The 15,020-nt window shown below is 48.3% G+C and carries 17 protein-coding genes; 16 read left to right on the forward strand and 1 reads right to left on the reverse strand.

The genetic code is table 11. The features are described from left to right. The first annotated feature begins 81 nt into the window (after positions 1-81). The 8 genes from KIU71_RS07775 (at position 82) to bfr (KIU71_RS07810) (ending at position 7,232) form a co-directional block, all read left to right on the forward strand. Positions 82-1,551 (forward strand): flavin-containing monooxygenase, encoded by a 1,470-nt coding sequence (locus KIU71_RS07775; protein ID WP_214130664.1) that lies wholly within the window; start codon positions 82-84, stop codon positions 1,549-1,551. 2 nt (positions 1,552-1,553) lie between these two features. Next, entirely contained in the window at positions 1,554-2,441 is an 888-nt protein-coding gene (locus tag KIU71_RS07780) for an SDR family NAD(P)-dependent oxidoreductase (RefSeq protein ID WP_214130665.1), read from the forward strand. A 6-nt stretch (positions 2,442-2,447) separates the two neighbouring features. Next, a complete protein-coding gene (locus KIU71_RS07785; protein WP_214130666.1) occupies positions 2,448-3,140 on the forward strand; it encodes a 2OG-Fe(II) oxygenase in 693 nt (230 codons plus the stop codon). A gap of 1 nt (position 3,141) precedes the next feature. Beyond that, positions 3,142-4,065: an alpha/beta fold hydrolase gene (locus KIU71_RS07790; RefSeq protein ID WP_214130667.1), complete on the forward strand. Its 924-nt coding sequence runs from the start codon at positions 3,142-3,144 to the stop codon at positions 4,063-4,065. Positions 4,066-4,090: 25 nt separating this feature from the next. Next, on the forward strand, positions 4,091-4,465 hold the full coding sequence (locus KIU71_RS07795; RefSeq protein ID WP_214130668.1) for a hypothetical protein: 375 nt from the start codon (positions 4,091-4,093) through the stop codon (positions 4,463-4,465). Between the two features lie 95 nt (positions 4,466-4,560). Further along, positions 4,561-6,162 carry a cation:proton antiporter family protein gene (locus KIU71_RS07800; RefSeq protein ID WP_214130669.1) on the forward strand — a complete coding sequence of 534 codons (1,602 nt, stop codon included), beginning with the start codon at positions 4,561-4,563 and terminating at the stop codon, positions 6,160-6,162. Positions 6,163-6,286: 124 nt separating this feature from the next. Next, a complete protein-coding gene (bfr, locus tag KIU71_RS07805; RefSeq protein ID WP_214130670.1) occupies positions 6,287-6,763 on the forward strand; it encodes a bacterioferritin in 477 nt (158 codons plus the stop codon). A 1-nt stretch (position 6,764) separates the two neighbouring features. Continuing rightward, on the forward strand, positions 6,765-7,232 hold the full coding sequence (gene bfr, locus KIU71_RS07810; RefSeq protein ID WP_214130671.1) for a bacterioferritin: 468 nt from the start codon (positions 6,765-6,767) through the stop codon (positions 7,230-7,232). A 13-nt stretch (positions 7,233-7,245) separates the two neighbouring features. On the opposite strand, the gene KIU71_RS07815 is transcribed toward bfr (KIU71_RS07810), so the two are convergent. Then, positions 7,246-7,698, reverse strand: a complete 453-nt coding sequence (locus tag KIU71_RS07815; protein WP_214130672.1) for a hypothetical protein — start codon at positions 7,696-7,698, stop codon at positions 7,246-7,248. A gap of 199 nt (positions 7,699-7,897) precedes the next feature. Here KIU71_RS07815 and ccoN point away from each other — a divergent pair, with 199 nt between their 5' ends. The 8 genes from ccoN to KIU71_RS07855 are packed head-to-tail and all read left to right on the forward strand — an operon-like array spanning position 7,898 to position 14,992. Next, positions 7,898-9,331, forward strand: coding sequence for a cytochrome-c oxidase, cbb3-type subunit I (gene ccoN, locus KIU71_RS07820; RefSeq protein WP_214130673.1), 1,434 nt, complete (start codon positions 7,898-7,900; stop codon positions 9,329-9,331). A 10-nt stretch (positions 9,332-9,341) separates the two neighbouring features. Beyond that, positions 9,342-9,947 (forward strand): cytochrome-c oxidase, cbb3-type subunit II, encoded by a 606-nt coding sequence (ccoO, locus tag KIU71_RS07825; RefSeq protein WP_214131016.1) that lies wholly within the window; start codon positions 9,342-9,344, stop codon positions 9,945-9,947. A gap of 2 nt (positions 9,948-9,949) precedes the next feature. Then, the gene (locus KIU71_RS07830; RefSeq protein ID WP_214131017.1) at positions 9,950-10,126 is read left to right on the forward strand and encodes a cbb3-type cytochrome oxidase subunit 3; all 177 of its coding nucleotides are present in this window, start codon (positions 9,950-9,952) and stop codon (positions 10,124-10,126) included. A 5-nt stretch (positions 10,127-10,131) separates the two neighbouring features. Next, complete coding sequence (gene ccoP, locus KIU71_RS07835) at positions 10,132-11,085, forward strand: cytochrome-c oxidase, cbb3-type subunit III (RefSeq protein ID WP_214130674.1); 954 nt, start codon at positions 10,132-10,134, stop codon at positions 11,083-11,085. 58 nt (positions 11,086-11,143) lie between these two features. Continuing rightward, positions 11,144-11,638: a FixH family protein gene (locus tag KIU71_RS07840; protein WP_214130675.1), complete on the forward strand. Its 495-nt coding sequence runs from the start codon at positions 11,144-11,146 to the stop codon at positions 11,636-11,638. Continuing rightward, positions 11,635-14,091 carry a heavy metal translocating P-type ATPase gene (locus KIU71_RS07845; protein ID WP_250207380.1) on the forward strand — a complete coding sequence of 819 codons (2,457 nt, stop codon included), beginning with the start codon at positions 11,635-11,637 and terminating at the stop codon, positions 14,089-14,091. Before KIU71_RS07840 ends, KIU71_RS07845 begins: the two co-directional genes overlap by 4 nt. Further along, complete coding sequence (gene ccoS, locus KIU71_RS07850; RefSeq protein ID WP_214130676.1) at positions 14,088-14,321, forward strand: cbb3-type cytochrome oxidase assembly protein CcoS; 234 nt, start codon at positions 14,088-14,090, stop codon at positions 14,319-14,321. Before KIU71_RS07845 ends, ccoS begins: the two co-directional genes overlap by 4 nt. Beyond that, positions 14,318-14,992, forward strand: a complete 675-nt coding sequence (locus KIU71_RS07855) for a sulfite exporter TauE/SafE family protein (protein ID WP_214130677.1) — start codon at positions 14,318-14,320, stop codon at positions 14,990-14,992. The genes ccoS and KIU71_RS07855 overlap by 4 nt, the downstream gene beginning before the upstream one ends. Positions 14,993-15,020 lie beyond the last annotated feature (28 nt).

The raw sequence follows: 15,020 nt of genomic DNA on the forward strand, positions 1-15,020 counted from the left end.
GTTCGTTTTTAGTGATAGCAGTAGCATCTTTTATCTTGCGTCAGTAAAGTATAGTGAAAGAACGCGTAGAAAGAGAGTCTCTTGTCTAAGGTTAATAGGTTTACGGCAGTCATTATCGGTAGTGGGTTCGGTGGCCAGTGCGCTGCCATAGAGCTTGCCCGGATGGGTATAGACGACTTTATTATTTTGGAAAGACGTGCATTTGTCGGCGGTACGTGGGCGCAAAATACCTATCCCGGCGCAGCGGTAGATGTGCAATCGCCACTCTATTCGCTGTCATTTGAGCCGTATGACTGGAGTCGAATGTTTGCGCAGCGCGATGAACTCAGCCGCTACACTGAGTCGATATACAGCAAATACCGCTTGCATCAAAAAACGCGCGTTAATCAAAATGTCAAACGGGTTGAGTGGCAAGAAACGGCCAAACAATGGCTCATTCAAACCGATGCAGGCGATGAATTTAATGCTCAGTTCGTGATCAACGCGTCTGGCCCACTGAGCACGCCTATCATTCCTAAGTTTCAGGATCAGGCAACGTTTCAGGGGGCAACCTTCCATACCAATAACTGGGATCACTCAATTGATTTGAGTGGTAAAAACGTAGCGATTATTGGCAGTGGCGCCAGCGCTGCCCAAGTGATCCCGGCCATCGCAGAACACGTTAAGGCATTGCATGTATTTCAACGCACACCGCACTGGGTACTGCCCCGTTGGGATATCGTTTTTTCACCATGGCAACGGCGATTGCTTAAGAATCGATTCGCCTATTCGCTAGTTCGGCGCCTGATCTACTGGCTACTTGAAGTTCGCATACTGGGATTCAAGTACTCTAAAACGTTGCTGAAACTTCTAGCGGCTCGTCCTGCCAAGAAACATTTGCGGCGCCAAGTCCCCGACCCTGAGCTACGCGCAAAGCTGACTCCCGATTTCACCATTGGCTGTAAGCGGATCATCGTGTCGAGCAGTTTATACCCGGCCTTAGGTCGCAGTAATGTGGTATTGCATGACAAATACGACAGTATTTCAACATTTACAGAATCAGGGGTTACCACTGCACAAGGGCACGCTGTGCCGCTTGATGTGATTATTTATTCGACCGGGTATGATGCATCTGACGGCATTATTTCGTACCCGGTGATAGGCAAATCTGGCCGCTTGCTGAGCGACGTATGGAGCGACTTCCCACGCGCTTATCTCGGCACGAGTGTGCCCAAGTTTCCCAATTTTTTCGTCGTTACCGGCCCAAATACCGGGATTGGTCACACGTCTGCCCTGTTCGTGATTGAAGCGCAAATGGCGTATATTCGTCAGAGTATACAGGCAGCATTGTCTTCTGGCGCGTCGGCTATTGAAGCAACGAGCGAGGCCGAAAATGAATACACCGAGCATATCCATCAAGAAATGACCAAAACCGTATGGCATTACGGGGGGTGTCAATCATGGTATAAGAGCAAAAGTGGCAAGGTTACCGCGATGTTTCCTGGCTTTAGCTTCACCTACAGGCGATTATGTCGCAAATTTAAACCGCAGCATCACGTTTTTACGGAGTAATGATGGCCAACCCTAAAGAGTTCTTCGCGCATAAAACGGTGGTGATCAGTGGCGCTGGCTCAGGTATTGGTGCAGCACTCGCGTTTGAATTTGCAGCGCACAGCGCTCAGTTAGCATTATGTGATATTAACCAAACCGCATTGCAGGAGACGGTGTCAGCCGTTAAATCACGATACCCGCATACGCGTATTTACGCGCAGCCGATGGATGTTAGTCACGAACAGCAATGGTGTACATTTTTGGCTGCCAGTGAAGCCGCCCTGCAGAACATTGATATTGTTATTAATAACGCAGGTATTGAAGGCGCTTCTGCGCCGGTTTGGGCAACGTCGCAGGAAACGCTTGAACGCGTTATGAATGTCAATTTTTATGGTATGGTGCATGGGTCAAAAGCGTCATTGCCGTTTTTAGCACAGCGGCCCTGGGCGGCAATCGTTAATGTTTCCAGTGTTTTTGGTCTGATTGCGCCACCCAACACAGCGGATTATTGTGCGAGTAAGTTTGCGATACGGGGGTACACCGAAGCAATGCGGGCTGAATTGAGTGAGATTTTTCCGCATATTCAGGTTCACTTGGTGCATCCTGGCGGGATTAACACACAGATCGCGCGTTTACAGGAAAGCCAACAGTTTAAGCAACGCTTTTTGACCACACCACCATCGTGCTTGGCTAAGCGAATTGCAAATGCCGTTATGCGTAACCAGGCGAGGTTGGTGTATGGCAATCAAGCGAGCATGGTCAATCTTGCGTCGCGCTTGTTACCGCTATCATGGTTGAATAAAATACTGGCAAAACAAATGCTCGATTTGCAAATGACCTCTGAGTATTACCAGGATCATTCCGGATTAACACGGGCTCATAAAAAATCAAACGTACAGGAAGATAATTAGAATAACATGGTAACGATAAACCCCAACCTCGACCTCAATGTCATCAAGCAACACTACGCAGAAGATGATAGAACACGCATTCCGAACATTCTTCCTGACGAAACGGCTCAGGAAGTGTTCTCTGCGTTAAATAAAAGTGATGCTTTCGACTACGCTTATGTGAAAGATGGTCGCCCCGCGTTACTCTCTCCCAGTGAGACAGCGGCGATGAGCCCAGAAGCACAGCATGAAATGCGCAAGAAAATTGTCCAGCTTGGTTCGCAAGGTGTCGGGTATCTTTACGGTCGCCACCTGATCGACGAACAGTCTGAAGCGCTGTTTCAGGCAGTAAAGGCGTGGTTGAATAGCGCCGAAACGCTTAACATGATTAGACAAGTAACCGGTAAAGACGACATCGCGTTAGCCAGTGCACAGGCCACCAAATACATGCCCGGTCATTTTCTCACCCGCCATCAAGATGTGCACGATACGGAAAAACGTCGCCTCGCCTATGTCCTAAATTTAAGCCCAAACTGGCATCCTGATTGGGGTGGTCTGTTGCAATTTTTTGAAAACGACGGCACGCCCAGAGACGCATGGTCGCCACTATTCAATTCACTGAGTCTGTTTGATGTGCGTCATATTCATTCGGTAACCTACGTCACGCCAATGGCACTCACACCGCGTGTATCTATAACCGGTTGGTTCAGGGCTTCCTGATATGTGGATCATTCTGCTTTTTATTATACTGTTGGTTGGTGTCTACTGGGCTTACTACGCTCGGGCGGGGGCGTGGATTTATCGACAGGGCAATAAGTTTGAAGCCAAGCTCTATGGGTTGAAGCAAACTCGAATGACTTTAGGTGGCATTGAGCATGCCGTATGGCGTTCTGCGGATAGTGCAAAGCCGATGTTGTTGCTTGTGCATGGTTTTACGGCCAACCACAGTGTGTGGTTGCGCTTTGCGCGCTTTTTTACCCGCGATTACTACGTCGTTATTCCGGATCTTGCAGGCCATGGCGACACGGGCTTTGATCAACAAACAGATTACTCCATCACTGCCCAGGCAGAGCGCCTTGTCGAACTCATCAAAGCCAGTGGGCATTCGCGTGCGCATGTTGTCGGTAATTCGATGGGCGGGTTTATTGCAGCGTATCTGGCACGGTTCCATGCGGACGTCTGCTCGTCTGTCGTGTTGATTGATCCGGCTGGCGTCAAATCGCCAGAGCCCAGCCCTTTAATGACATTACTGTCGGAGGGCGTAAATCCGTTTGTAATGGAAAGCGACGACGACTTCGAACGCTTTTATGGCATGGTCATGGCTCGCCCGCCCTATGCACCCGGCAGCGTTCACCGTGCCATCGGTAGGCAATATCAGGCACGCGCTCGTCAATATGAAAAAATATTTGCCGATTACAATCAGCCCGAAGCTTATCTTGATGATGAGCTAAAAACGATTGACTGCCCTAGCCTTGTCATTTGGGGGGCTCAGGATCAATTGATTGATGTGAGTAGCGTGAGCGTTTGGCAAGAGGGGCTCGATTGTGATACCCACGTGTGGGCGGATCTCGGCCACATGCCTATGATAGAAGCGCCAGAAAGAACGGCGTACGCTGTACGTCATTTTATCCAGAGACATCGTTAACTCTAAAATTGCAGGCAGACCAAGCGTGAGTATTAAAGACGAAAAAGTTGAGTTGGTTAAGCGCCTTATTCGCGCGAACAACTATCGTCAGTACGACAAGACGCTGGAACAGTGCGTGGAACTGGGTATCAACATTAACCGTATCGCGTTAACGCGATTTGCGGATAAGTTGGAGTTAATCGACAAGGCAGAGCGCAGTCGTGCTCAGCGTCAACAAGCTGAACGCCAGCAAAGCAACAGCTCAACATCCACGCCGCTGGCGGCCAGAGATATGACTTACGAGCAGGTTAAGCAGCGTGAGGCCGAAATCACGTTTGAACTCGGTGCGCTCAGGATCAAGGAAAACGCGTTGCTCATGGAATTAAATTCACTGTCTGAGCGATTAAAAGACAAACACTAGCGTATTTTGGCGAATGCCTTATCACCCAGAAAAGGTTGAACCATCGGGACGACACCTTTATCTTTTAGCCCATCACTTTGTTGCACTGCGTTTCTATGGAATACATTTTTTTACTGTTTGCTTTTATTTTAGGCTTGTCGGTTAAGCTGTTCGGTATTCCACCGCTAGTGGGTTATCTAGCCGCAGGTTTTGCGTTGCATTTTGCGGGCTTCAACACCAATCCTGCGCTGCAATCCATTGCCGATTTAGGCATAACGATTATGCTGTTCACCATCGGTTTGAAGCTAAATATCAAAGACCTGGCCAAACGCGAAGTCTGGCTGGGAAGTGTATTACACACAGGGCTCTGGTGTGCACTCGCGGGCTTATGTTTAACTCTGCTTGCCGCATTGGGTCTGTCGGCTATTTCAGCGCTGTCTGTTTCCACTCTGGCATTGATTGTGTTTGCACTGAGCTTCAGCAGTACCGTGTGCGTGATGAAAGTGCTCGAAGAGAACGGAGAAAGTAAAACGCGGCATGGAAAAATCGCCATGGGCATTTTGGTGATGCAAGATATTTTTGCTGTGATTTTTCTGGTCATCGCAACAGGGAAGCTCCCAGAATGGTGGGCTATCGGCTTGATCCTGCTACTACCTGCCATGCCGCTCTTTAGCCGGATAATCAATAGTTCAGGCCACGGTGAGCTATTACCCCTGACAGGTTTCATTTTTGCGCTGGGGGGCTATCAACTGTTCGAGCTGGTTGGCATTAAAGGCGACCTTGGTGCGTTGGTGATGGGTCTACTACTTGCTCAACACAGCAAAGCGGCAGAGATGGCTAAATCGCTTCTCAGTTTTAAAGACTTATTCTTGATTGGTTTCTTCCTGAGTATCGGGCTCGCTGCCCTGCCCGATTGGGAAATGTTCGGGTTAGCCTTAGTACTGTCGTTGTTGTTACCCATCAAATATATTCTTTTCTTTGGCGTGCTATCGATATTACGGTTGCGTGCCCGCACCAGCTTCCTGACCGGTCTGGTCATGAGTAATTACAGTGAGTTCGGTTTGATTGTTGCTGCACTAGCCGTTTCATTGGGTATGCTCAGCACAGATTGGCTGGTGATCATTGCTATGGCCGTGTCGCTGTCTTTTGTAGTGACCAGTATTACTTATCGCTCGGCCCATACACTCTACTCCCGCAATAACGATTTGTTCAGGCGCTGGGAAAAGCAACAACCCTTGGTAGAAGACCAGTATCCTCATATGGATAGCGCCCGTTTTTTAGTGGTTGGCATGGGGCGCGTTGGCTTGGGTGCGTTTAATTCATTGAACAAATTGGCAGATGGTGCCGTTTGGGGGATGGACGCCGACCGTGTAAAAATACGCAGACTTCAAAAAGAGGGCCATAAAGTGATCACCGGCGATGGTGAAGATGCAGACTTGTGGGAAAGTCTGGATATGAGCAACGTCAAGCTCGTGATGTTGGCCCTACCCAGTATTGAAGACTCTATCAATATTGCCAAGCAACTCAAGCACACGCGCTTTCACGGCAAAGTCGCCGCAATAGCCCGTTACGAAGATGAGGTCAAAATTCTACGCGATAATGGCGTAGACAAAGTGTTTAATTTTTTCAAAGAAGCCGGTTTAGGTTTTGCTGAGGAAAGCCTGGCCTTTGTGGAGGACCGAGATCATTATGCTGAGCCAGCCCAACCATCGAACTGAATTACTAACAATGGTAACATTGATAACCATTATCATGTGTATATAGTTGTTTTTAAAGGTTTTTTTGATATTCTGCGCGGAGTACACTATACTCACTTAAGAATTCAATATTGTTAGGTGAACTATGCAAGGCGATCGCAGCGTTATCGCAGTACTTAACGAAGTACTGACGAGCGAACTCACTTCCATCAATCAATACTTTTTGCATGCGCGCATGTACAAAAATTGGGGCTTGGAAAAGTTAAACCATCACAGCTACAAGAAGTCCATCAAGGATATGAAACAAGCCGACGAGCTGATCGAACGCATCTTGTTTTTGGAAGGCCTGCCTAATCTTCAGAAATTAGGCAAATTGTACATCGGTGAAGAAACCCCGGAAATGTTGCAATGTGATATGGATTTTGAGTTAGAGCAGATTCCACTTCTGAAACGTGCCATTGCACTTTGTGAAGAGAAGCAAGACTTCGTCAGTCGCGATTTACTTGAAAGTATCTTGGCCTATGAAGAAGACTATGTGGATTGGTTAGAAACTCAGCAGTTCCAGATCAGCGCATTGGGTCTTGAAAACTATTTACAAACACAGGTAGAGGAGGACGAATAGCATGCAAGGCAAGAAAAACGTTATTGATGGCTTGAACACATTGCTGGGCTATGAGCTTGCTGCCATGGATCAGTACTTCATTCACGCGCAAATGTACGATGATTGGGGCTTAACCAAACTCTACGAACGCATAAATCATGAATTTGACGATGAAAAAAGCCACGCGACTAAATTGATTGAACGGATGTTGTTTTTGGAAGGTACGCCCGACATGCAAACGCGTGTTGGGTTTAAAGTCGGCAAAGATGTTCCTGAAATGTTAGAGAGCGATTTACGTGTCGAGTATGAGGTAGCAGCCAAGTTACGTGAAGTGATTACTCTGTGTGAGCAGGAAGAGGATTATGTGTCTCGCGATATCCTATTGGTTCTCTTGGACGACACGGAAATGGATCATGCACATTGGTTAGAACAACAGCTTAATCTGATCAAACGCCTGGGCTTACCTAACTACTTGCAATCACAAATGTGATGGAATCGCGGCATTAACGTTGCGTTTCGAAAAGCACCTGTATCGGGTGCTTTTGTTTTTCTAGTGTCAGCATTAGCCGCCACTGCATCAGCGGTTGGTGACAACTGCCGAGAAAAAATACGCCGGAGACCCTGTTCGTTGACACCCGATTGATCAGTAATGGCGTTTTACCCATGTACATGTTCACACCTTCCACCCACGCTGAAGTGATGTTTATCGGCTCGCTGGCGCTGATGTCGACCTGAGTCTCCTCTTCTGGCTCTGGCGGCGACATAAATTGAATAGTGAGTTTTTGCTGTCCAACGTGCAGTTCGCAACGGTTATTTTGAATAGAACAGACAGGCATCTTTGCTATACTGTCATCACTTAGTTTCGCACTCTGTCGCGAGTTGTGGGTACTAGTGAGATAGCCTGTCAGAAAAATGGCCGCTATCGCCGGAAATATGAACACTTTAAGCTTGTGCATTAACGTATAATTAACCTTGTATTTACTGCAATGTAGCGTTTATTGACCGAGATCAACAGATTCATTCTTTCGGTATCATTATGTATTTAAAAGCTTTAGTATCGCACCGTTAAAACTGTGGTGCTGAGCATGGTAGCAACAGCTCGCAGGTAAAAACAGAAGTGAACACATTTTTATATTGCAGTGGAAGATCCGTCAAATGAGTGAAATCAGCCAAGCACAGCCAGACTATAATTATAAAGTAGTACGGCAGTTTACCATCATGACCATCGTCTGGGGTATTATCGGCATGAGTTTGGGTGTATTGATAGCGGCGCAGCTATTTGCACCAGCGTTAAACTTCGATATCCCTTGGTTAACCTATTCGCGCCTACGCCCACTTCATACCAATGCGGTAATTTTTGCCTTTGGGGGCTGTGCCCTGTTTGCGACGTCTTACTACATTGTACAACGGACCTCGCAAGTACGCTTATTTAGCGACAAATTAGCGTCCTTCACCTTCTGGGGCTGGCAAGCGGTTATTGTGGCCGCGGTTATTACACTGCCATTGGGAATAACCGGAAGTAAGGAGTACGCTGAGCTCGAATGGCCCATTGATATTTTGATCACACTGGTTTGGGTCGCCTATATCATCAATTTCTTCGGCACATTGGTGATCCGTAAAACGTCGCATATCTACGTTGCCAATTGGTTCTTGGGGGCATTTATGCTTACCGTGGCGGTACTGCATATTGGCAATAGTATGGCGATCCCACTGTCGTTTACGAAGTCTTACTCTTTGTACGCAGGTGCTGTGGATGCGATGATGCAATGGTGGTACGGGCACAACGCGGTTGGCTTTTTCTTAACAGCAGGTTTTCTGGGCATGATGTATTACTTCGTCCCCAAACAAGCGGGTCGTCCGGTTTATTCATACCGTCTGTCAATTGTTCACTTCTGGGCGTTAATTTCACTTTACATTTGGGCGGGTCCACACCACCTTCACTATACGGCCCTGCCCGATTGGACTCAGTCACTGGGTATGGTGATGTCGGTTATTTTGTTCGTGCCGTCATGGGGCGGCATGATCAACGGCATCATGACGTTATCAGGTGCTTGGCATAAGCTACGTACCGACCCTGTGTTACGTTTCTTGATCGTGTCGCTGTCATTCTACGGCATGTCAACGTTTGAAGGCCCGATGATGGCCATCAAGACGGTAAACGCGCTATCACATTACACCGATTGGACCATTGGCCATGTTCACTCTGGCGCCCTCGGTTGGGTTGCCATGGTATCTATTGGCTCCGTATACCATTTGATTCCAGTGTTGTTTGCACAGCGCTCAATGTACAGCACGAAACTGATTAATGTGCATTTTTGGCTAACGACCATTGGTGTCGTTTTGTACATCGTTGCTATGTGGATGTCTGGCGTATTACAAGGCTTAATGTGGCGTGCAGTGAACGCTGACGGCACCCTAACCTACAGTTTCGTAGAATCGTTGGAAGCGTCTAAGCCGTTTTATGTCGTGCGTTTTATCGGCGGCGTGTTTGTTGTAGCCGGTATGCTTATCATGGCGTACAACACCTACATGACCATTCGGGCACCGAAACATAGCTTAGGCGAAGAGCCTGCAAGCGCTGCGGCATAAGGAGTCGATGATGAAAAATCCACATGAGTTAATTGAAAAAAATGTTGGTTTGCTCACCGTTTTGATCCTTGTTGCGATCAGCTTGGGTGCCATGGTGCAGATTACCCCGCTTATGTTTCAGCAGCAAACCATGGAACCAGTCAAAGGCTTGAAGCCCTACACGGCATTACAAATGGAAGGCCGCGACATTTACATTCGTGAAGGTTGCGTTGGCTGCCATAGCCAGATGATTAGACCGTTCCGCGCGGAAACTGAGCGTTACGGGCACTACAGTGTTGCTGGTGAGTCGGTCTGGGAGCGTCCATTTTTGTGGGGCTCAAAGCGTACGGGGCCTGATTTGGCGCGTGTGGGTGAGCGCTACAGTGATGAATGGCATCGTGTTCATTTGATCAACCCGCGTGATGTGGTACCAGAATCAAATATGCCGGGTTACCCCTGGCTGGCGGAAAATACGCTTGATGGCAAAATGACGGGTAAAAAGCTGCAAATATTTAAAGACCTCGGTGTGCCCTACACTGATGAAGATATTGCAGGTGCGGAAGCGGCGGTAAAAGGTAAAACAGAAATGGAAGCCCTTATCGCTTATCTTCAATCTTTAGGAACCTATTTAGAATAATGATGGATCAAGGTGTAATTGGCAGCATTTTTACTGTCATCGTATTTGTCTCTTTTATTGGCATCGTGATTTGGGCGTTTAGTAGCCGCAATAAGAAGAAATTTGACGAAGCCGCGAACTTACCGTTTGCCGACGAAGAAGATAGTCAGCCCGCAAAGAACAATAAGCAGGAGTCTTAAAACTTATGAGCATGTTTTGGACAATTTGGATTTCAGTGATCACCCTTGGTTCAATTTTCGGGTGCTACTGGCTGTTAAGATGGTGTTTATCCAACAAAACCGGAGTGCCTGAAGGCGAAAGTATGGGCCACGAGTTTGACGGGATTATTGAAATCAATAACCCGTTGCCGAAGTGGTGGACGATATTGTTCTACGTGTGCATCGTGTGGGGATTAGTTTATCTTGTCCTTTATCCTGGTCTGGGTGCCTATAAGGGGCTATTGGGCTGGACAAGTTCAAATCAGGGCATTTTGAGTCTTGAAGAGTCTAAAGCCAAACAACAGGAAGCCATCGCAAACAATGAATTAGTTCAGTACGATCGCGAGATTAAATTCGCCAATGAGCGTTTTGACCCCATCTTTGCTGAATATGCCAAGGTTCCGGTTGAAGAACTGATGCATAACGAGGAAGCGGTCAAAGTTGGCCAACGCCTATTCCTACAAAACTGTGCTCAGTGCCACGGCTCTGATGCGCGCGGTCAGAATGGCGGCTTCCCCAACCTAACCGACGATGATTGGCTGTACGGTGGCAGCGGCGATAAGATCAAAGAGACCCTTGTTAATGGTCGCCAAGGCGTTATGCCCGGTTGGTTAGCACCATTTGGTGAACAGGGTATCAAAGAAATTGTGGCGTACACGCTAAGCTTGAGCGGGCGTGAAGTGAATGAAACATTGCGCGATGCGGGTAGGGTTCGCTTTGCCGCCTGTGCAGCGTGCCATGGTATGGATGGTAAAGGCAACCAGATGATTGGAGCGCCAAACCTTACCGACAATATTTGGTTGTATGGCGGCAGTCAGCGCGCTGTAACAGAAACGCTTAATCACGGCCGCAACGGTGTGATGCCGGCATTTGATAAAACATTGGGTGAAGATAAGATCCACGTTGTCGCAACCTACGTTTATAGCTTATCGAATAAGTAGCCGAAAGGTGGTTTACTAGCCCCGTTCTTTCGGGGCTTTTTTATAGGATTTTCACTGAATGACTTCACCCGTTGTGCGGCCATGGTACAAACAGTTCTGGCCATGGTTTTTGATCGCGATCCCACTTTCGTCTTTTATCGTGGGCTTTACGGTGCTTCATCTGGCCATCAATTCATCAGATAGCCTTGTGGTGGATGACTATTATAAAGAAGGTCGTACTATCAATGCGCGTCTGGATAAAATTGAGCAAGCGCGTCAGCAAAATATGTCCGCAGGCTTATCGTTTGCTGACGACGGATCGGTACAATTACGTTTTCTTTCTGGCGTACCCAGAACCGGCGAAGCCATACAGCTGGGCATGTACCATGTCACATTAAAGGACCGTGACATTACGGTGATGCTAACCCGCGATGCTACGGGCCTTTACCGCGGTTACACCGAACAGCCATTGCAGGGTAAATGGCGCGTCACGTTATTGCCTGTTAGCGAATCGTGGAAAATCCAGCAAGTCGTTGCCCTGCCCCGTTCCGACGAGATCCGGTTAACCCCTTGAGTAGGCAGCAACAAACATGCTTTCACTGTGGATTGCCACATTCGGAAGGTACGAAATACGCGGTTGTCATCCATGATCAACGTCAGATTATGTGCTGTCCTGGTTGTGAGGCGGTAGCACAGGCAATCGTCGATAATGGACTTGCAGACTATTACACCTTTCGCACCGAGCCTGCGGCTAAGGGCGATGAATTGCTCGATGAGACCATGGCAAAGCTCGCGGTTTATGACAACCCAGCGATCCAGGAAGAGTTTGTTATTGAATCGGGGCAACACCGTCAGATACAGCTTACCGTTGAGGGGATTACCTGTGCAGCCTGCGGTTGGTTGATCGAAAAGCAAATGAGCAAACTTGCAGGTATAAAACAAATCGCGGTGAACGTGTCGGCGCGGCGTGCCACGCTGACCTGGGATCCTGAAAGCATCGCGCTATCGCAAGTGTTACATACTTTCCAAAAAATCGGTTATCGCGCGGCTCCGTTCCAGCAGGACCAGCACGAGGCCATTTATCACGCGGAACAAAAGGCGTATTTAAAAAAGGTAGGGTTGGCTGGCATCATGACAATGCAGGTCATGATGCTGATGGCAGGGCTCTACTTTGACTGGTTTGGCAACATTGAAGCCGAAACGCGCCATTATCTGTACCTTGTGAGTCTCGTACTTACCACACCCGTGGTCTTTTTTTCCGGTAGCGTGTTTTACCTCAGTGCGTTGAAAGCGTTAGCCGCTAAAACCATTAATATGGATGTGCCCGTCACGTTAGCTATCTGGGGCACCTACCTAGCAGGTATCAAATCAATTTGGCTGGGTAGCGGTGACGTTTACTTTGAATCTATCTGTATGTTTGTGTTCTTTTTGCTGCTAAGTCGGTTTCTGGAGCATAGATCACGGCACAAGGCCTCATTGATCAGTGCCAATATGCTGCAATATATCCCCGTGACTGCAAATCTAAAGCAAGACAATCGCTATAAATGCGTGTTGGCTAAACAACTTGCTGTTGGTCAGGTGGTTTTGGTCAAACCGGGTGAGACTGTGCCGGTCGATGGAATTGTGGTTGACGGAGAAAGTCAGGTTGATGAGTCCATGTTGAATGGTGAGTTCGAACCAGCGCGTAAGTTTTCTGGCAGCACGGTTTATGGCGGCACGGTTAATCAAGCTGGCAGTATTGAAGTTCGCGTTGAGCAAACGTTGAAGTACGCACTGGTGAATCAAATAGTGCGATTGCAAGAGCAAGCGATGGCGACCAAGCCGAAGATTGCCATGGTTGCTGATGTGCTGTCACGCTATTTTGTTGTTGTGGTACTGGCCATTTCTGCACTCACCTTCGGCTTTTGGCATTGGCGTGGCGAACCAGACGCCTTTTGGATAATGATTTCTGTGCTCATTGCCACCTGCCCTTGTGCACTGGGTCTTGCCACGCCCTCTGCGCTGACCTGCGCCATGGCAAAACTGAATAAACAGGGCGTTGTATTAAAGCGAGCTGATGCATTAGAACAATTAACACAGATTAACGCGGTGGTGTTGGATAAGACCGGAACACTCACGCACGGCAAGTTTGCCATTGAGCAACAATGGTATCACCAACCACAGGCCAAGGAGCAGCTGTTTGCCATTGCCTGTGCGCTGGAATCACGTTCTGAACACCCCATTGCGAAAGCCTTTATCGGCGACATCCCTGGCGCTGAAACTTCTGCCTCATCAGGTATACAACCTAGGGTCAAGGATTTTTCGGTGACCCTAGGTGGTGGGATTGCAGGTGAGGTAAACGGAACGACGTACCAAATGGGTTCGGCACGGTTTGTGGATGTAAAAGCGCATGCCAATTGGTCTAGCATTGAACATGAGGTTGAACAAGCCAACGTATTATTGAGTGACGGAACGCATATCCTTGCTGCATTCTGGCTGGCTGATCAGGTCAAAAGTGATGCGAAACCGCTTATCGAGGCACTGCCAGTTTCTACCATTACCATTCTCAGCGGCGACAGTCATGCGGCAGTCCGTCATATTGCACAGGCATTGGGGGTTAACCACTTTGTGGCGCAACAAACACCCCAAGATAAACTCGATTATGTACAGGCACAACAGAAGCAGGGCCATAAATTATTGATGCTGGGAGATGGTATCAATGATGCACCCGTGTTAGCGCAGGCAGACGTTTCCGCCGCTGTGGGTAACGCAACTGATCTTGCTAAAAACGCCGCTGATGTTATTTTATTGAATGAAAAGATTTCTTCATTACCTCAACTGTTCACGATGGCGCGGCGAACTAAGCGTAAAATTTTGCAAAATATGGCGTGGGCACTGGGATACAATCTGCTTGTGCTTCCGTTTGCGGTATCCGGTCTTCTGGAGCCTTGGATGGCAGCCGTCGGCATGTCGCTCAGCTCGCTTATTGTGGTAACCAATTCAACGCGATTACTCACTGATACTCAGCACAGTGAGGTACACCAATGAGCATCATCTTTGTGCTGATCCCTATTGCGGTCATTATTGTTGCCTTAGCCATTGGTATCTTCTTTTGGGCAGTTCGGGCTAATCAGTTTGATGATCTTGAGCGTCAGGGATATAACATTTTATTTGATGATGACTTACCTCCGGAAGAAAAAGCCCTCGCTGAGCAACGCAAGCATGATCAGCTAAATCATGAACGCGATGCACTGTCGGATAAAGAACCCCCGCAATGACGGCGCAGCTTGACTTATTCGCTGCCTTTCTGATTGGTATCGCTGGCGGAGTTCATTGTTTCGGCATGTGTGGCGGCATCACGGTCGCTTTGCAATCAGCCGTGCCAAACTCCCGTTATGCTCCGGTTTACACGCTGGCTTATCATAGTGGTCGAATTGCCAGTTATACCGTCGCTGGCGCACTGACTGGTTGGTTAGGCAGTATCTTCAGCCACCAATTCGTCTCAGGTATCCATTTGTTAACGCTGTTGAGCGCCGTTTTGCTTATTTTACTTGGGCTATACATCGGAGACTGGTTTCGTGGCTTGGCTGTGCTGGAACGAGCTGGCGGTGTGCTTTGGCGTAGAATTCAACCTTTTGCCACTCGCTTGTTGCCATTCAAAACCCCCGTGGCGGCGGTGGGATATGGCGCGGTTTGGGGGTGGTTGCCCTGCGGCCTGGTCTACTCCACGTTAAGTTGGAGCCTGGCGTCTGGCACTGCCGGTTCTGGTGCGTTAGTCATGCTGGCCTTTGGTTTAGGCACCCTGCCCGCTATGCTGACGGCCAGCTTCGGTTACCAGTACTTACGCGACTATTATCGCCATCCGCTAGTACGACAAGGCGTGGCATTAATGCTATTATGTTACGGACTTTATTTGTTTTTTCAGGGTTTACCGGATATAACTCACTAGTGTTTTTGGTAATCCGTATAAGGACGCG

It is taken from the genome of Alteromonas oceanisediminis, from assembly GCF_018474025.1.
Taxonomy (GTDB): Bacteria; Pseudomonadota; Gammaproteobacteria; order Enterobacterales; family Alteromonadaceae; genus Alteromonas_E; species Alteromonas_E oceanisediminis.